Here is a 16,889-nt window from a genome sequence, read left to right on the forward strand (position 1 = left end):
GGCCTCAGCCCGCGGCCGACGCCTCGGCGGCCGGGGCCGATGACGCCTCGAAGGCGACGAGCTGCCTGCCCGCCTTGATGGCCCGGTGATATTGCCGGGCCGCGAGCTCGTCGTGGATGGCGAGCAGGTAGGGCGCGGCGCTCGGCATCTGCCGCAGGATCTCGGTCGATTGCAGCACGAACAGGTTCTCGGCCTCGGCCGGGTCGTCGGCGAGGTAGATGACCTGCAGCGTCACGCAGAGCTTCTTGCAGGGCGTGTCGGCCTCGCTCTCGCGGATGATCTCGCTCTCGCGCAGGAACTTGCACTGTCCCTCGACCAGGAAGGCGGACTTGCGGTCGAGGTTCTTGATCAGGGCGCCGTTGATTATCAGCCGCTCGGACGGCTTCAGCTCGATTCTGAGGGGCATGGCGTCGCTCCGTTCTGGCAAGCGCCCGACCATCGGTCAGATTTCGTTAACGATGCTTGAAGTTCGGGGCGGCGACGGTGCGATTCCGCGCAATTGACCCAACCCGGTTAAGGCCGGGGTAGGCGCCGGCATGGTCTCTGGTCAGCGTCGTCAAAACGACGGCGTTTCGATCAATATGGATCACAGACCATGAGCTCCGTTTCCCTCACCTCCGCCGTGCGTCAGAACCTGCTCTCGCTGCAGGACACGGCGAGCCTCACCGCCACGACGCAGGGCCGTCTGGCCACCGGCAAGAAGGTCTCCTCGGCCCTCGACAACCCGGTGAACTTCTTCACGGCGCAGAGCCTGTCGAACCGCTCGTCGGACCTCGGCACGCTCTTGGACAGCATCTCGAACGGCGTGCAGACGATCCAGGCGGCCAACCAGGGCCTGACCTCGATCCAGAAGCTCGTCGACTCGGCCAAGTCCACCGCCAACCAGGCGCTCTCGACGCAGATCACCACCTCGGGCACGGCCAAGACCGCCTTCGCGGCCCCCGGCTCGGCCACGACCGTGACGCTCTACGTCAACGGCACCTCGACGACGGCGAGCATCGCCTCCACCGACTCGATCGATACGGCGATCGCGACCTTGAACACCGCCGTAAGCTCGCTCGGCGCCGGCAACGCCTTCAGCAAGAACACGGCCGGCACCAACATCACGCTGAACGCCAGCGCCGACATCGAATTCGCCTCGACGGCCGACCAGACGACGCTCGGCTTCACGGCCGGCACCGCGCCCGCCGCCAAGTACGGCGCGGCCTCGGCGGCTGGCCAGAGCGGTGACCTCACCGTGAGCGGCGTCAAGGAGCGCTCGGCTCTTGCCACGCAGTACAACAATCTGCTCACGCAGATCGACCAGCTGGCCAAGGACGCGAGCTACAACGGCACCAACCTGCTGACGGGCTCGTCGAGCAAGCTGCACATCTCGTTCAACGAGAAGGACACGTCGAACCTCGACGTGCAGGGCGTGGACGTGACGTCCTCGGGCCTGAGCCTCAAGTCCATCACCAAGGACTCGGGCGGTTCTCCTGACGGCAAGGGCAGCTTCCTTCTCGACGCCGACATCAACTCGACGCTGACGAAGCTGACGGGAGCGTCCTCGACGCTGCGCTCGAACGCCTCGACCTTCGGCTCGAACCTGTCGGTGGTGCAGAACCGCCAGGACTTCACCAAGAACCTGCAGAACGTGCTCGACACCGGTGCGTCCAAGCTCACCGATGCCGACCTGAACGAGGAGGCCGCGAACTCCCAGGCCCTGACGACCCGTCAGTCGCTCGGCGTCTCGGCGCTCTCCCTCGCCAACCAGGCTCAGCAGAGCATCCTGCAGCTGCTCCGCTAAATCACGGAACAGAGCAGTTCTTCGAGGCGGCCGGGCCGAAAGCCCGGCCGTTTTTATTTTGCGCGCAACGGTGCTGCAGATCCCGACGCCGCAGATCTCTTGAAATCGATTAACCAAATCGCAAGGAAAACCATGCTTGATTAACCTTAACACCGTTTCAAGCCGTGAGTCGCCGTCATGTCCTCCGAGGTCACGCTCTCCGCAGCAACGCGCCAGAACCTGCTCTCGCTGCAGGACACGGCGGCCCTCACGTCGCAGACCCAGAACCGTCTGGCCACCGGCAAGAAGGTCTCCTCGGCCCTCGACAACCCGGTGAACTTCTTCACGGCGCAGAGCCTGTCGAACCGCTCGTCGGACCTCGGCACGCTCTTGGACAGCATCTCGAACGGCGTGCAGACGATCCAGGCGGCCAACCAGGGCCTGACCTCGATCCAGAAGCTCGTCGACTCGGCCAAGTCCACCGCCAACCAGGCGCTCTCGACGCAGATCACTACCTCGGGCACGGCCAAGACCGCCTTCGCGGCCCCCGGCTCGGCCACGACCGTGACGCTCTACGTCAACGGCACCTCGACGACGGCGAGCATCGCCTCCACCGACTCGATCGACACCGCCATCACCAAGCTCAACACCGCCGTGAGCGGCCTCGGCGCGGGAACGGCCTTCAGCAAGAACACGGCCGGCACGAACCTCGTGGTGAATGCCAGCGCCGATATCGAATTCGCGGCGACGACCGACCAAGCGGCGCTCGGCTTCAGCCAGGGCAGCGCCGCGGCCGCCAAGTACGGCGCCGCCTCGGCGGCCGGCCAGAGCGCGGATCTCACGGTCACGGGCGTCAAGGAGCGCACGGCCCTGGCGGCCCAGTACAACAGCCTGCTCACGCAGATCGACCAGCTCGCCAAGGACGCGAGCTTCAACGGCGTCAACCTGATCAACTCCTCGTCGGTCAACAACAAGCTCCACATCGCCTTCAACGAGCGCGACACGTCGAACCTCGACATCCAGGGCGTCGACGCCACCTCGGGCGGCCTCTCGCTGACGGCGATCACGGGCAACAGCGGCGCCAGCACGAACGGGCAGGGCAACTTCCTGCTCGACACCGACATCAAGTCGACGCTGACGAGCCTCACCAACGCCTCCTCGACGCTGCGCTCGAACGCCTCGACCTTCGGCTCGAACCTGTCGGTGGTGCAGAACCGCCAGGACTTCACCAAGAACATCATCAACGTGCTGCAGACCGGCTCGTCGAACCTGACCGACGCGGACCTCAACGAGGAGGCCGCGAACTCGCAGGCGCTGACGACCCGCCAATCGCTCGGTATCTCCGCGCTCTCCCTCGCCAACCAGGCGCAGCAGGGCATACTGCAGCTGCTCCGCTAGGGCGGCGCCCGGCGGCGGGCCGGTGACGCGACGGCGAGGCGGCGGGCCCCAAGGCTCCGCCGCTTCGCGTGCGTCGTTTACCGGCGCTTAACCGTGCCGGATCACGATCGGCGGGGACGGGGGAGTGCGATGACGCGGGCAAGTCAGGCGCAGGTCGCGGCAAGCCGCGCGGCCGGCGCATCGCTGACCGAGAAGATCCTGCGCAAGGCCGCGGATCATCACCGGGCGGGGCGCCAGCGCGATGCGGAGCGACAGTACCGGCGCATCCTGGAGAGCCGGCCCGACCATCCGGAAGCGCATTACAAGCTCGGAATCCTGGCGAACGAGGGCGGCCGCACGGACCTCGCCGTTCCGCATCTCGCCGCGGCGCTCAAGGCCGACCCGGACCAGCCCCGGTACTGGCTGTCGCTCGCCACGGCGCTCCTCGGCTCGGGCCGCGTGCCGGATGCGCGCGCCGTCCTGCAGCGTTTCACCGAGCGCGGCTTCTCCGATCCGCAGACCGCCGCGACCAAGACCGCGATCGTGGCCAATCTCTTCAGCGATGCCCACCGGCACTATTCCGAGGACCGGCTCGCCGAGGCGGAGGCGCTGATCGACATCATCGTGCTGCTCGACAGCGGGCACGCGGAGGCGATCCACATCGCCGGCAACATCGCGGTCCGCACGCACCGCTTCGAACTCGCCGCCGACCTCATCAACATCGCGATCTCGCTCGACGAGGGGGTCGCGGGCTACCACGCCAACCTCGGCAACGTGTTCTGCAAGCAGGAGCGGTACGAGGATGCGGGCGCCTGCCTTCAGCATTCCCTGACGCTCGACCCCACCAACGCCATCGCGCACAGCAATCTCGGCGTCGTCTATCACAAGCTCGGCTACCTCCCGGCCGCGATCGCCTCGATCGAGCGCGCGATCGAGCTCGATCCGGCCTATCCGCGCGCCTACAGCAACCTCGCCGTCGTGCTGAAGGAGGTCGGCCGGCTCGACGAGGCCGTGACCTGCTACGACGCCGCCCTGCGCCTCGATCCCACCTTCGCGATGGCGCACAGCAACCGCCTCTTCGCCAAGATGTACGCCGCGGGCATCTCGCCCGCCGAGCAATTGGCCGACGCGAAGCTGTTCGGCAGCCTCATCGCCGACCCGCTGCGGCGGAACCGCCCCTTCCGCAACGACCGCGACCCCGAGCGCAGGCTCCGCATCGGCGTCGTCTCGGCGGATTTCCGCGAGCACGCGGTCAACTACTTCTTCGAGCCGGCCCTGCGCCGCCTCGACCGCGCGGCGCTCGAGCTCGTCGCCTTCTCGAACAACGCCAACGACGACGCGGCGACGGAGCGCCTGCGCCTCGCGTTCGACGCCTGGCACGACATTGCCGGGCTCGAGGACGAGGCCGCCGCCGACCTGATCGAGGCCGAGGCAATCGACATCCTGGTCGACCTCTCGGGCCACACCTCGGGCAACCGGCTGCTCGTCCTCGCCCGCAAGCCCGCGCCGATCCAGGTCGGCTGGATCGGCTACCCCGGCACGACCGGCATGGCGGCGATGGATTACCGCTTCACCGACCTCTACGCGGAGCCGCCCGGCCGGGGCGACGACCTCAGCGTCGAGGCCCTGTGGCGGCTGCCCGGCGTGGCCTCCTGCTACCAGTCGAACCCGGATAGCCCCGACGTCGCCGCGGAGGCGCCTCACAGCGCCAACGGCTACGTGACCTTCGGCTGCTTCAACCGCTTCACCAAGGTCAGCGACGACGCGCTCGCGGCCTGGGCCGAGATCCTCGCGCGGGTGCCCGATGCGCGGCTCCTCCTCGAGATCGCCAACATCGACGCGCCCGAGATGCGGGCCGACGTCGAGGCGCGGCTCACCCGCCTCGGCCTGCCCCTCGACCGGGTCATCCTGGAGCCCCGCACCCCGCAGAACCGCTACGTGCTCTACAACCGCGTCGATATCGGGCTCGACCCCTTCCCGTATAACGGCGGCACCACGAGTCTCGACAGCCTCTGGATGGGCGTCCCCTTCGTGGCGCTGGAGGGCGCGCATTTCGTGGCGCGGATGGGCCATTCCATCCTGAACCATGCGGGGCTCGCCGCGCTGAGCGGGCGCACGCGCGAGGATTACGTCGCGCTGGCCTGCCGGCTCGCCGACGATCACGCGTGGCGGGACGGCATCCGGGCCGGCCTGCGCGCGCGTTTCGCGGCAAGCCCGCTCATGGACAACCAGCGCCTCGCCGACGATGTCCGGGATGCCTGGCGGGCGATGTGGCGGCTCTGGGTGGAGCGTGCGGGCGAGGCGCCGTCCCGTTGAGCGCGGGCCCGGTCAGGCGACGACGTCGAGGGGCCGCTGCGACTCGGCCGTGACCGGCAGGAGCTCGGCCGCCCGCGCGCGCGCCTCGGAATAGGCGCGCTCCTTCAGCGCCTGGACGCTCGGCAATTGCTCGACGACGGAGCCGGAGGCCGGGTCGACCACCCGGAACACGATCTGCTGCGTGTCGGCGTCGCGCACGAACCGGGCCTGGTAGTCGCTCTCGGCGCCCGCCCTGGCGCGCGGCTCGCCGCCCGGGCGGACATCGACCGTGACCGCGGGCTCGAGGCGGCTCGGGCCCGGCGGCCCGGCATCCGTGCGGGCCTCCGGCACCGGGGCGGGAAGGTCGGCCGGGGAGGGCGCGGCCGGACGCTCCGGCGCGCGGACGCTGCTGATCTCGCTCACCGCTGCACTCCTGCGAATGAGACACTGTGCCTATTTCGCGAGGCGCTGCTTACCCGGCCGTTAACGGGGCAGGGCGTCCGGGAGTGAGCGTGAACACCGGGTTACCGGGGCGGCGAAAAGATTTTCTATTTTTGCGGCAGGGCCCGGGCCGCATCCATCAAATGATAAGATTTGTCGGCTCGGGGGCCACCCCGGCCAGGGCGGCCCCCGCCGGCCTCACTCGGCCGCGTCGACGTAGAGCTTGCCGCCCTCGGCCAGGAACTCCTCGGACTTCGCCCGCATCCCCGCCTCGCGCTGCGCCTCCGACATGACCGGCGCGGTGTGGATGACCGCGCCAGCCTGTTCCATGGCGAGCACCTCGGCGCGCAGATCCTGCGTGATCTTCATCGAGCAGAATTTCGGCCCGCACATCGAGCAGAAATGCGCGACCTTGTGGGCGTCCTTCGGCAGGGTCTCGTCGTGGTAGCTGCGGGCCGTGTCCGGGTCGAGCGAGAGGTTGAACTGGTCCTCCCAGCGGAAGTCGAAGCGGGCGCGCGAGAGCGCGTCGTCGCGCACCTGCGCGGCCGGGTGGCCCTTGGCGAGATCGGCCGCGTGTGCGGCGATCTTGTAGGTGATGACGCCGGTCTTGACGTCGTCGCGGTTCGGCAGGCCGAGATGCTCCTTCGGCGTGACGTAGCAGAGCATCGCGGTGCCGAACCAGCCGATCATCGCGGCGCCGATTCCGCTCGTGATGTGGTCGTAGCCCGGCGCGATGTCGGTCGTCAGCGGGCCGAGCGTGTAGAAGGGCGCCTCGCCGCACTCCTTGAGCTGCTTCTCCATGTTGACCTTGATCTTGTGCATCGGCACGTGGCCGGGGCCCTCGATCATGGTCTGGCAGCCCTTGTCCCAGGCGATCTTCGTCAATTCGCCGAGCGTCTCGAGCTCGGCGAACTGCGCAGCGTCGTTCGCGTCCGCGATCGAGCCGGGGCGCAGGCCGTCGCCCAATGAGAACGAGACGTCGTAGGCCCGGCAGATGTCGCAGATCTCGTCGAAGCGCTCGTAGAGGAACGATTCGCGGTGCCCCGCGAGGCACCAGCGCGCCATGATCGAGCCGCCGCGCGAGACGATGCCGGTGACGCGCCGCGCGGTGAGCGGCACGTGGGCGAGGCGGACGCCCGCGTGGATCGTGAAGTAGTCGATGCCCTGCTCGGCCTGCTCGATGAGCGTGTCCTTGAAGACCTCCCAATCGAGCTTGAGCGGGTCGCCGCCGACCTTCTCCAGCGCCTGGTAGATCGGCACGGTGCCGATCGGCACCGGGGAATTGCGCACGATCCACGAGCGGATATTGTGGATGTTGCGGCCGGTGGAGAGGTCCATCACGGTGTCGGCGCCCCAGCGGGTCGCCCAGACGAGCTTCTCGACCTCCTCGGCCGCCGACGAGGTGACGGCCGAGTTGCCGATATTGGCGTTGATCTTCACGAGGAAGTTGCGGCCGATCGCCATCGGCTCGAGCTCGGTGTGGTTGATGTTGGCCGGGATGATCGCGCGGCCCCGCGCCACCTCGTCCCGCACGAATTCGGGCGTGATGAAGGGGGGCACCGCGGCGCCGAAGCTCTCGCCGTCGGCGAGCTTCGCCTCCGCCTCGTCGAGCATCCGCTCGCGGCCGAGATTCTCGCGGTGGGCGACGTAGATCATCTCCTCGGTGATGATCCCGGCCCGGGCGAACTCGTACTGCGTCACCATCTGGCCGGGCGCGGCCTTGCGGATGACGCGCTCGGCCGGGCAGGGAGCCACGAGCTTGTCGGCGCCCACGAAGCCGTTATCCTCGGGCTTGACGGCGCGGGGCTCGACCGCCGCGTAGCCGCGCCGGGCGATCCACGGCTCGCGCAGGCCGGGCAGGCCCCGGTTCAGGTCGATCGCCGCGTCGGCCTCGGTATAGGGCCCGGACGGATCGTAGACGCGCACCGGCGGCTCGTTCGCATCCGTCAGCACGATCTCGCGATAGGGAATCCGGATGTCGGGGCGCCCGGCCGCGCTCGCGTAGACCTTGCGCGAGCCGTTGATCGGGCCGGTGGTGACACTCTCGGGACTTCCCTTGGGAAGATCCTTGGGCAGGACGGGTGCGTTCATCGTGGATCTCTCCTGGCGTTGGAGCGATCCGAACTCGTCACAGGTGAGATAAGGGCGCGGCCGCCGTGTGTCCGGCCGCAAGTTCCCGTCCCTCCGCCGGTATGAGCCGGATCAGGTTCAAGGGTCAGGGCTTCAGGCCCTATCTCAGCCCCCTGTCTCGGGGCTCCCCTCGGAACGGTTCAAATCTTCACGGATGGACGGATTTGTCAATCAGGTGCGCCGCCCGAGTTCGCCGGAGCGCGCGACGGGGCCGCCGCGCCGGCGGGCGCGGCGGTTTCGATCACGGCGTCGGGGCGCGGGTGCTCAGCACTTGCTGCGGCAGACGTCGCCCGCCGTCTGGGCCGCCACGATGCAGACCTGCTTGGCGGTCGGGTTGCCGATCTTGTTGCACAGCGCCTCGGCCGCCGACTGGGCGACGTTGCACAGGGTCGTGCAGATCGACGCCACCTCCACTGCGCCGCCCGCGGCCTGCGTCACGCTCTGCACCTGCGGATCGGTCACGATCTGCGGGTCGTTCTTGAAGGACTTGGACAGGATCTCCTTGATGGCCTCGCGATCGGCGTCGGAGATGCCGTTCCAATCGTTGGCGTTCACCTTGATCTGCATCGTTGACCTCCCTGGAGCTGCGGCCCGTTCCTCGGCCGCCCGGGGAGTATCTTGTTAACTCTAAGCTAATCAACCGGGCATTGGTAAACCTCAGGTGCGTATCGGCGAGCGGCTCTCGACGCCTGACTTATTCGTTCAGTCGACCGGAACGATCGTGGTCGCATCCGGGCAAGAACGCGCGCCGGTCTGAGATGTCGGCGGGAATTGATCCGGCGAGAACAGATGAAAAATTATCTTGCTTCGCCGCAGGAAAGTATTTCTGTGCTCGTGATCGAACCGCGCAAAGCACCCAATCGAATTGTCTCACGCTGACATAAAATAATCCTCGCTCAGTCGCCGCTGCGCGCTCCGTGGCACGAAACCGTTCCGCGGTCCGGTGCATCGCCGGCAGCGGATTTGCGGCGATGTCGGGCCTCCGGCGGGCGTGGAGGCACGGCCGAGCATTTCTGCGTGCGCGGCCGCGCCGAATCGCCGGCCTTCCGCGTTGAGCGGCCATGCGCCTCGTTACCCGCATTTTGTCCGCCGCCGCCGCCCTCTACGCGCTCGCCGTGGGCGCCCTGGCATTCTATCAGCGCAACCTGATCTATCCCGGCGCCTTCGCGCTCCGCAGCGATCGCATCGACCGCGCGGTGCCGCCGGGCTACGCGGCGATCACGGTCACGACCCGCGACGGCGAGCGCCTCCACGCCCTCTGGCGCGCGCCGCGTCCCGGCTGCGGCGTGGTGCTGACATTTCACGGAAACGCCTCGCGTCCCGAGGCGCACGCGTCGCGCTTCGCCGCGGGGCCCTGGCCGGCCGGCGGCTGGGGCGTCCTCGCGATCGCCTATCGCGGCTACACGGGCTCCAGCGGAAGCCCGAGCGAGGACGGGCTGATCGCGGACGGCATCGCGGCCTATCTCGAAGCCGCCAGCCGGGCGCCCGGCGCCCCAATCCTGCTGCACGGCCACTCGCTCGGGGCCGCGGTGGCGGCCGCCGTGGCCGAGCGCACGGCCCATCTCGGCCTCTACCTCGAATCGCCCTTCGATTCGCTGCAGGCCCTGGCGCGCCTGCGCTACCCGCTCGCCCCCAACTGGCTCCTGCGCGACACCTACCGGACGGACCTGCGCATCGCGCGAACGGGCGAGCCGGTGCTGATCGTCCACGGCCTGTCGGACCCGGTCGTTCCGGTGAAGCTCGCCCGACGCCTCGCCGTCGCGGCCGGGTCCGAGGCCCGGTTCGAGGCTCTGGCGGGCGATCACGTCTCGATCCTGGGGCAGCGGGACCAGGAGGCCGAGCCGTTCTTCCGGAGCCGGATCGGCGAGGGCTGCCCGCCGACCGCTCAGGTCCTGGCCCGGTGAGGTCTTGGCGTGCTGAGGTCTTGGCGTGCTGAGACCCCGGCCTGGCAGCGGTCGACGAATGACGCTCGCCATCCCCGGGACCGGGAGCCTCGCGATGCGACGTGGACATTCGCGGTCCGGGTCGATGGAACGTGCCGGCGGACCATTCGGGCCTGTGCCGGCATAGCCGGCCATGCCTGAAGCTCAGCTTCCGGTACGGTCAGACGTTCAACATGCCGTCGGTGGGCACATGAACGGTAAAGCCCGGGCCTTCGTCGATCCAACCCGGGCCTGCCGCACCTTGCTTGATGCCGTTCGTCTCGCTGGCGCTGGCCGAGTAGTGGTGCAGCCCCGTATTCGTGTTGAAGAACCGCTCCAGCGTCAGCGCTCCGGAACCGGCGGCCGCCGCATTGGCGTATGCCTCGAACGCCACGCCCTCGAAGTGATAATTGGGCTGCGTCAGGATCACGAAGTCGCGTTCGGCGACGCTCGTGGTGAAGAAGTGGCTGTTGTGAGCACTGTCGAAGAAGCGGAATACGTCGATGGTGTTGACGCCACCGTCGGGCGTGGCCCATTGCGCGCCCTCATAGTTGTAAGACGGCTGCGTCTGCAGGATGAAATTCTTCTCGGCGACGCTGGTCGTATAGAAGTGGTCCTGGGTTTTGGTGTCAAAGAATCGGTAGACCGCATTCAAGTGCTCGGAAGGCGCGGTATCGTTGTCGATCACGTGGCCGATCGCCGTCTTGGCGGCTTGATTGATCGTGCCGACGACCGTGCCAGCCAGCGTCACCGTCACATCCGGGTTCGGGCCGCTGGTCGTGTTGTCCTGGGTCTGGACTTCCAGGATACCGGTGGTCTGGCCGGCCTTGATCAGGACGTTGCCCTGGTTGGTGGTGATCGTGACATCCTGGCTGCCCTGCGCGGTCGTGCCGGTGACCGTGAACAGGAGCTTGCCTCCCTCGACCACGTCAGGCGCGTTGGCGATCGAGTAGACGGGCGGATGCAGAGCATCCCATTGGGCCTGCAGCTTCGCGAAGTCGCTGGGGCTGATCGTGTCCTTGGTCGGGAAAAAGTTCAGCGAGAAGCTGTCGTCGATATTCGCCTGGTCGCGCTCGTGCAGCGTGAACGGCCCGATGTTAGCGGTGGTGCCGGCAGCGATGATGCCCGTCAGATTGATCGTGCTCGGCGCCCCGGGCGTGCCTGCGCCGGAGAAGGTTCCGGGGGTCGCGGTGAGGCTGCCGTAGGTCGTCAGCACCCCATGGAAATGGGCATAGAGAGGATGCACCACCATGGGCGTATTCTCTGAGTCCGGCTGCAAGTCGCCGAGATAGACGAAGAACGGCGTGCCCGTGCTGGTCCCGATCGGCACGCCCAGATCGTTGACGAAGTTGATGGAGATCGGACCGCGCAGCCCATTGGGCTGATCGTTGTTCTCGCCGCCGCCGACCAAGTCCTTGAACTCGATCGATGTGATGCCGTGCGTTACTGTTGGATCGAACACGGCAGCGAGGTCGTACTTGTAGTTTATGTTTAGTACCGGATTGGTGCCGTTCAAGGAATAGGGACCGGTCGTCACGCCAGCCTGCGAGAACGAGACCCCATCCGGAAGCTTAACCTCCCAGTTGCTGCCGTTTACGCCATTAAGCGTTACTGTTGCGGCCATGGGCTCGCCTCCGGTGCCCTCTAGGCATGATCGGAGGGTTGAGGGAAGTCGTCTAGGGCCGGGACCGAACGCACGTATCGCTGACTTGCGGCCAGCGGGCGGCTGCTGGCCGGGAGTTCGGCGGACCCGCCGCCTGGGACGTTGATGTTCAGGCGGGGTCCGCCCCGGCCGAACGGGCCGCAGGCACCCTGCCTTCGTGCGAGGATCGCGGCTGCCCCGAACCGTGACGAGGTCCGCCCCTCACCACTTGTAGCTGAGGCTCGCCACGACGCGACGTGCGTCGCCGTAGAAGCACGAGAAGGCCGACTGGCAGGACGAGACGAAGCGGCGGTCGCCGATATTCGTCGCGTTCACGGCGATGCGCCAGTTCTCCCAATTGTAGTGAACCTGCGCGTCGAACAGCACGTAGTCCGGGACCTTGAGCGTGTTGGCGACGTCCGCGAAGGAGCGGCCGATGTAGCGCACGCCGCCGCCGAAGCCGAAGCTGCGCCACGCGCCCGTCGGGATCGTGTAGTCGACGAACAGCGACGTGAAGGTCTCGGGGATGTTCACGGGCGTGCGGCCGACCTGGTCCGGGGTGCCCTTCACGGTGACGAGGTCGTAGGTCGTGAAGGCGGCGACCGCGTTCAGGCCGTCGGCGAGGCTCGCCACGAGCTGCGCCTCGAAGCCCGTCGAGCGGACCTCGCCGAGCTGGATCTGGAAGATCGTGTTGGCCGGGTTCGCGGTCAGCACGTTGGAGCGGTGGATGTCGAAGCCCGCGAGCGTCAGGAAGTAGCCGGCGCCCGGCGGCTCGAACTTCACGCCGGCCTCGATCTGGTCGCCGGTCTCGGGGGCGAAGGCACGGCCCGTGATGTCGGTGCCGATCACCGGTTGGAACGAGGTCGAGTAGCTCACGTAAGGCGCGAGCCCGAAGTCGAAATTGTAGATCATCGCCGCGCGGTAGGTGAAGGCGTTGTCGCTGCGCCCGTTGCTGCCGGTCCCGAAGAGCAGGTCGCGGACGCGGTTGTCGGCGAAGTCCTGGCGCCCGCCGAGGACGAGGCTCAGGCGGTCGGTGAGCTTGATCTGGTCCTGGACATAAAGGCCGAGCTGCTGGAACGAGTCGGCGTTGACGAGGTAGGGCAGCGGCCGGCCGGCGGCGGGTCCGTAGACGGGGGCGATGATGCTGAGGTCGGGGACGGAATAGCCCGCCGCGAAGTTCGTGCCCTGATTGTCGTGGAGCTGGAAGTTCTTGTAGTCGAGGCCGATGAGCAGGTCGTGCCGGAACAGCCCGTCGGAGAACCGCGCTTCGGCCTGGTTGTCGACTTGGAACAGACCGATCTTGCTGCTCGTCAGGAACTGGTAGCGGGCGAGCCGCGTCTGCGCGGGATCGCTGTAGCCGAGCTGGCCGATATAGGAATTTTGGAAGCTCTCGCTGAACGAGTAGCGGAGGTTCTGCCGGAACGTCCAGGTCTCGTCGAAGGCGTGCTCGAACTCGTAGCCCGCGAAGGCCTGGTCGCGCCGGTAGGTGTTGAAGCCGGCATCGCCGACGTTGAGGGAGCGCTGAATGCGAAGCCCCGAGACGTTCGGCCGGACGGTCCCGTAATAGGGCAGGAAGTTCGAGGTGACGGCCGTGTTGTCGTGCTGATAGCTCGTCAGCACGGTGAGCTTGGTGGCCCCGTCCGGCTTGTAGGTGAACGAGGGCGCGATATAGACCCGGTCGTCCGGCGCGCCGTCGACCTGCGTGCCCCCGTTCCGGCCGATGCCGGTGAGGCGGTAATACCAGTGGCCGGAGGCGTCGACCGGGCCGCCGACGTCGAAGGCGGCGTATTTCTGGCCGAAGGAGCCGCCGCCGACCTCGACATAGTGCAGCGGATCGAGGGGAGGGCGCTTCGAGACCTGGTTGATGAGGCCGCCCGGGGTGCCGGCGCCGAACAGCACGGCCGCCGGTCCGCGCAGGACCTCGATGCGCTCCATGCCGAAGGTCTCGACCTTGAAGGCGCCGAACCCGTAGTTCAGAAGCTGCAGCCCGTCCCGGTAGAGGCCGTAATCGCTCGCGACGAAGCCGCGCAGGATGAAGTAGTCGATGCGCGTGTCGGCGCCGAAGGTGCCGGAATAGACGCCGGCCACGTACTGCGTCGCCTGGGTCAGGGTCTGGGCCTGCTGCGCGTCGATCTGCTCGCGGCCGACGACGGTGATCGATTGCGGGGTCTCGATCAGCGGCGTGTTGGTCTTGGTGGCGGTCGCCGAGCGGGTCGCTACGAAGCCGCTCACCGGCCCGGTCGGGCTCTCGACCGGGCGGGCGCCGCCTGCGACGGCCGGGGCGCCGGCGCCGGCGCCGTTGCCGGTCCCCTCGACGCTGAGCTCCTGCAACTGCACCCCGGCCTCGGCGGGCGGGGCGGCGCCGCGCCGCGTGCCGGTCGCCTGCTGCGCCTGGGCGGCGGCGCCGAGGCAGGCCAGCGAGATCCCGGCCAGCGCGATGCGGCCGAAGGGGGAACGGGCGAGGGCGCCGCGCAGCGGCGGGAGGGGGTGCCGGGGCCTGGAGACCTGCATCATGTGCCTCGAAGACAAGCGCCCGCGATGGGCCCGCGCGTGTCGCGAGCCGCAGTTTGTAATAATGCTAAAGTATTGTGCGAGCTTGTGTTTCTGGCTTCTGGCTACGGCCGGACCGGTCGGTGCACAAGGGGGACGGCGCAGCTATGCGCGCCGTGTGATGCATATGCAACGAGCCGAAGACCGGTCCGGTCGCCGCCATCCGCACGGGATCCCGGTCGGGCGCGATGACGCGGCGCCTCGCCGTGCGGGACCGGGCGCCCCAGATCAGGCGTAGCGATCACGAGGAGCAGGGCATTGGGACGGCGCAGCCGCCGCTGGCGCGACGACGATCCGACGGCGCCGGGCGCGCCGGCGCCCGTGTGTCCGCTCTGCGACCGTGCGATCCCGCACCGCGCCCGCTCGAGCCTGCATCACCTGACGCCGAAGCTGAAGGGCGGCACCCATCGCGGCACCGTGCGCCTCCATCAGATCTGCCATTCGGCGATCCACGCCCGCTTCAGCGAAGCCGAGATCGCCCGGCGCCTCGCCGACGTCGCGTCGCTGCGCGAGGATCCCGAGATCGTCCGCTTCGTGGAATGGGTGCGCACCAAGCCCGACGACTTCCACGCCGCGACCCGCCTGACGCGCGACCGGCGCGCCGCCCGGCGCCAGAGATAGGGCGCGTCCGCGCCCCGGCGTTTACCGCGCGTTCGACATGTTTGCGGGTTCGGGTCAGGCGCCTAGCCCGGCCTTTACGATCGCTGCGCCACCCTGCCGCGCGGGCTTGCAGGGGGGGGTCGACTGCGATGGCGGCGATGGTTTGGGCAGAGCGGACACCCGAGGAGGCGATGCGCCTCGCCTGGGTCGACGTCGCCAAGGGCCTCTGCATCCTGCTCGTGGTCATGATGCACGCGACGCTCGGGACCGGCGAGGCGATGGGGGGAGAGGGCGTCCTGCACGCGGTCGTGGCCTTCGCCAAGCCGTTCCGCATCCCGGACTTCTTCCTGCTCTCCGGCCTCTTCCTCGGCCGCGTGATCGATCGGGACTGGCGCCTGTTCGCGGATCGCCGCGTGGTGCACTTCGCCTATTTCTACGGCCTCTGGGTCGTGATCCAGTCGCTCGTCAAGTACGGCAAGATCGTCGGCGATGCCGGCCCGGGCGCCTTCCTGGCGCATCTCGCCGGCGCCCTCGTCGAACCCTACGCGACCCTCTGGTTCATCTACCTGCTCGCCGTCTTCTCGGTGGTCACGAAGCTTCTGCGCCGCCTGCCCGGACCGGTGCTGCTCGCGGGCGCGGCGCTCCTGCAGATCGTGCCCGTCGAGACCCCGTCCTACCTCCTCGAGGAGTTCTGCGCGCGCTACGTCTACTTCGTGGCGGGCTACCTGTTCGCGCCGCGGATCTTCGCGCTCGCCGACCTCGCGCGGCGGCGCCCCGCGGCGGCCTCGGCCGGGCTCGCGGCCTGGGCCGTGATCGAGGGCTGGCTCGCCTTCGCGCCCTCCGGCCTGCCCGGCTTTCGCACGCTCGCGAGCCTGCCCGGCCTCAGCCTCGTCCTCGGCGGAGCCGGGGCCCTCGCGATCGTCGCCGCAGCGAGCCTGCTGACGCGGCTCGGCGGCCCGTTGACCGGGGCCCTGCGGGCCTGCGGCCAGCGCTCGATCGTGATCTATCTCGGCTTCTTCCTGCCGATGGCGGCGACCCGGACCCTCATCGCGAAGGCCGGTCTGATCGCCGATGTCGGGCTCGCGAGCCTCGTCGTGACGGGGGTCGCGGTCGCGGCGCCGCTCGCCTTCGAGCGCCTGATCCGCGGCACCGCCCTGGCCTTCCTGTTCCGCCGCCCGCGCGCCCTCCACATCGCGGCCGGGGCCGAGCGGCCCGCCCGCCCGGTGCTTCAGCCGGCCTGAGCGCGCCGCCCGGCCCGCGGGCGCACGAGGCGATCGAGGAAGTTCGCGATCTCGCGCCGGCGGTGGGCCGCCCCCGTCACCTCCGGGCCGAGACCGTGGCGCCACATCAGGTCGATCCGGCCTTCGGGGTCGGCGTGCAGGGCTTCGAGCTCCGCCGCGTAGGCATCGAGCATCGCGGCGCCGCGGCAGAAGCCCGCCCCGATCACGACGGCGCCGTTCAGCCTCAGCATCGCGGCGAGAACGTCGAGGTCGAGCTCGGGGTGATACTGCGTACCCCAGAAGACGCCCGGTCCGCGCGCGATCTCGATCGCCTGCACCGACAGGAGGCCGTTCCCGGCGAGCACGCGCGCACCCGGCGGCGGCTCCAGCACCGCGTCGAGATGCATGGCGGGCGCGTCGTAGGCGGGGGGCCGCCCGTCGAGGAGCGGATGCTCCCGCCCCTCGCGCGTCGGCGCGATCCGGCGGGCGAAGCCGTATTCGGGCCCGCGCGGGTTGCGGGCCGCGCGGCCGCCCGCCACCACGGCCGCCACCTGAACGCCCCAGCACGAGCCGAACACGGGCAGCCCGGCCGCGAGCCCGTCGCGCACGAGAGCGATCTGCCGCCGCACCGCGGGGCTGTCGTCCGTGACGTGAAGCTCGGAGCCCGTGACGATCAGCCCGTCGAAATCGCCGAGGCCCGCCCCCGCCGGGAGCGTGGCCTCCGCATCGGCCGGGTTGAGGACCGTCGGCCTCGCGTCCGGCGCGAGCGCCCGCAGGATGTCTGCGTAGGCTTGCGCCGAGGTCCGGCCGGTCGCGGCAACATGGCGCTCGCGCCCGCCGCGGGCATTCCCGTCCGCGACGAGGAGGTTCAGCATCGGTCTCGGATCCGTTCGGGGACTCAGTCGGGACGTCCCGCCACGCCGGCGGCCTGACCAAACGAGGCGTCG

The 16,889-nt window shown here is 68.8% G+C and carries 13 protein-coding genes and 1 riboswitch; of the genes, 6 read left to right on the plus strand and 7 right to left on the minus strand.

Features of this window, described 5'->3' with window-relative positions:
- Positions 1–4: 4 nt before the first annotated feature.
- Positions 5–406, minus strand: a complete 402-nt coding sequence (locus WDW90_RS07185) for a flagellar biosynthesis repressor FlbT (RefSeq protein WP_336486658.1) — start codon at positions 404–406, stop codon at positions 5–7.
- Positions 407–595: 189 nt separating this feature from the next.
- Here WDW90_RS07185 and WDW90_RS07190 point away from each other — a divergent pair, with 189 nt between their 5' ends.
- From WDW90_RS07190 to WDW90_RS07200, 3 genes are all read left to right on the plus strand, one after another.
- Entirely contained in the window at positions 596–1,786 is a 1,191-nt protein-coding gene (locus WDW90_RS07190; protein ID WP_336486659.1) for a flagellin N-terminal helical domain-containing protein, read from the plus strand.
- A gap of 177 nt (positions 1,787–1,963) precedes the next feature.
- A complete protein-coding gene (locus tag WDW90_RS07195; protein WP_336486661.1) occupies positions 1,964–3,163 on the plus strand; it encodes a flagellin N-terminal helical domain-containing protein in 1,200 nt (399 codons plus the stop codon).
- A gap of 129 nt (positions 3,164–3,292) precedes the next feature.
- Complete coding sequence (locus tag WDW90_RS07200; protein ID WP_336486662.1) at positions 3,293–5,458, plus strand: tetratricopeptide repeat protein; 2,166 nt, start codon at positions 3,293–3,295, stop codon at positions 5,456–5,458.
- A gap of 12 nt (positions 5,459–5,470) precedes the next feature.
- Here the strand turns inward: WDW90_RS07200 and WDW90_RS07205 are convergent, their stop codons facing one another.
- The 3 genes from WDW90_RS07205 to WDW90_RS07215 all read right to left on the minus strand — a co-directional run bounded on the left by WDW90_RS07205 (position 5,471) and on the right by WDW90_RS07215 (position 8,575).
- Entirely contained in the window at positions 5,471–5,860 is a 390-nt protein-coding gene (locus tag WDW90_RS07205; RefSeq protein WP_336486663.1) for a FlaG family protein, read from the minus strand.
- A 216-nt stretch (positions 5,861–6,076) separates the two neighbouring features.
- Positions 6,077–7,969, minus strand: coding sequence for a phosphomethylpyrimidine synthase ThiC (gene thiC / locus WDW90_RS07210; protein ID WP_336486664.1), 1,893 nt, complete (start codon positions 7,967–7,969; stop codon positions 6,077–6,079).
- A gap of 71 nt (positions 7,970–8,040) precedes the next feature.
- Positions 8,041–8,149: riboswitch (TPP riboswitch) on the minus strand.
- A 123-nt stretch (positions 8,150–8,272) separates the two neighbouring features.
- On the minus strand, positions 8,273–8,575 hold the full coding sequence (locus WDW90_RS07215; protein ID WP_336486665.1) for a hypothetical protein: 303 nt from the start codon (positions 8,573–8,575) through the stop codon (positions 8,273–8,275).
- 494 nt (positions 8,576–9,069) lie between these two features.
- On the opposite strand from WDW90_RS07215, the gene WDW90_RS07220 reads away from it, so the two are divergent.
- Complete coding sequence (locus WDW90_RS07220; protein ID WP_336486666.1) at positions 9,070–9,912, plus strand: alpha/beta hydrolase; 843 nt, start codon at positions 9,070–9,072, stop codon at positions 9,910–9,912.
- 199 nt (positions 9,913–10,111) lie between these two features.
- Here WDW90_RS07220 and WDW90_RS07225 read toward each other — a convergent pair whose 3' ends face one another.
- Complete coding sequence (locus tag WDW90_RS07225) at positions 10,112–11,554, minus strand: hypothetical protein (RefSeq protein ID WP_336486667.1); 1,443 nt, start codon at positions 11,552–11,554, stop codon at positions 10,112–10,114.
- A 240-nt stretch (positions 11,555–11,794) separates the two neighbouring features.
- The gene (locus tag WDW90_RS07230) at positions 11,795–14,086 is read right to left on the minus strand and encodes a TonB-dependent siderophore receptor (protein ID WP_336486668.1); all 2,292 of its coding nucleotides are present in this window, start codon (positions 14,084–14,086) and stop codon (positions 11,795–11,797) included.
- Between the two features lie 294 nt (positions 14,087–14,380).
- Between WDW90_RS07230 and WDW90_RS07235 the strand changes: the two genes are divergently transcribed.
- Both WDW90_RS07235 and WDW90_RS07240 read left to right on the plus strand, forming a co-directional pair.
- Positions 14,381–14,743, plus strand: a complete 363-nt coding sequence (locus WDW90_RS07235) for an HNH endonuclease family protein (RefSeq protein WP_336486669.1) — start codon at positions 14,381–14,383, stop codon at positions 14,741–14,743.
- Positions 14,744–14,880: 137 nt separating this feature from the next.
- On the plus strand, positions 14,881–15,963 hold the full coding sequence (locus WDW90_RS07240; RefSeq protein ID WP_336486670.1) for an acyltransferase family protein: 1,083 nt from the start codon (positions 14,881–14,883) through the stop codon (positions 15,961–15,963).
- Here the strand turns inward: WDW90_RS07240 and WDW90_RS07245 are convergent.
- Complete coding sequence (locus WDW90_RS07245) at positions 15,951–16,817, minus strand: glutamine amidotransferase-related protein (RefSeq protein WP_336486671.1); 867 nt, start codon at positions 16,815–16,817, stop codon at positions 15,951–15,953. The genes WDW90_RS07240 and WDW90_RS07245 overlap by 13 nt on opposite strands.
- Positions 16,818–16,889: the final 72 nt, after the last annotated feature.

Origin of the sequence: Methylobacterium nigriterrae (assembly GCF_037106235.1) — a bacterium.
Taxonomy (GTDB): Bacteria; Pseudomonadota; Alphaproteobacteria; order Rhizobiales; family Beijerinckiaceae; genus Methylobacterium; species Methylobacterium nigriterrae.

Excerpts from the sequence above, each read along its gene's own strand:
- WDW90_RS07230 (WP_336486668.1), bottom strand. The coding sequence starts at position 14,086 with ATGATGCAGGTCTCCAGGCCCCGGCACCCCCTCCCGCCGCTGCGCGGC.
- WDW90_RS07245 (WP_336486671.1), bottom strand. The coding sequence starts at position 16,817 with ATGCTGAACCTCCTCGTCGCGGACGGGAATGCCCGCGGCGGGCGCGAG.
- WDW90_RS07200 (WP_336486662.1), top strand. The coding sequence starts at position 3,293 with ATGACGCGGGCAAGTCAGGCGCAGGTCGCGGCAAGCCGCGCGGCCGGC.
- WDW90_RS07215 (WP_336486665.1), bottom strand. The coding sequence starts at position 8,575 with ATGCAGATCAAGGTGAACGCCAACGATTGGAACGGCATCTCCGACGCC.
- thiC (WP_336486664.1), bottom strand. The coding sequence starts at position 7,969 with ATGAACGCACCCGTCCTGCCCAAGGATCTTCCCAAGGGAAGTCCCGAG.
- WDW90_RS07195 (WP_336486661.1), top strand. The coding sequence starts at position 1,964 with ATGTCCTCCGAGGTCACGCTCTCCGCAGCAACGCGCCAGAACCTGCTC.
- WDW90_RS07185 (WP_336486658.1), bottom strand. The coding sequence starts at position 406 with ATGCCCCTCAGAATCGAGCTGAAGCCGTCCGAGCGGCTGATAATCAAC.
- WDW90_RS07240 (WP_336486670.1), top strand. The coding sequence starts at position 14,881 with ATGGTTTGGGCAGAGCGGACACCCGAGGAGGCGATGCGCCTCGCCTGG.
- WDW90_RS07225 (WP_336486667.1), bottom strand. The coding sequence starts at position 11,554 with ATGGCCGCAACAGTAACGCTTAATGGCGTAAACGGCAGCAACTGGGAG.
- WDW90_RS07190 (WP_336486659.1), top strand. The coding sequence starts at position 596 with ATGAGCTCCGTTTCCCTCACCTCCGCCGTGCGTCAGAACCTGCTCTCG.
- WDW90_RS07220 (WP_336486666.1), top strand. The coding sequence starts at position 9,070 with ATGCGCCTCGTTACCCGCATTTTGTCCGCCGCCGCCGCCCTCTACGCG.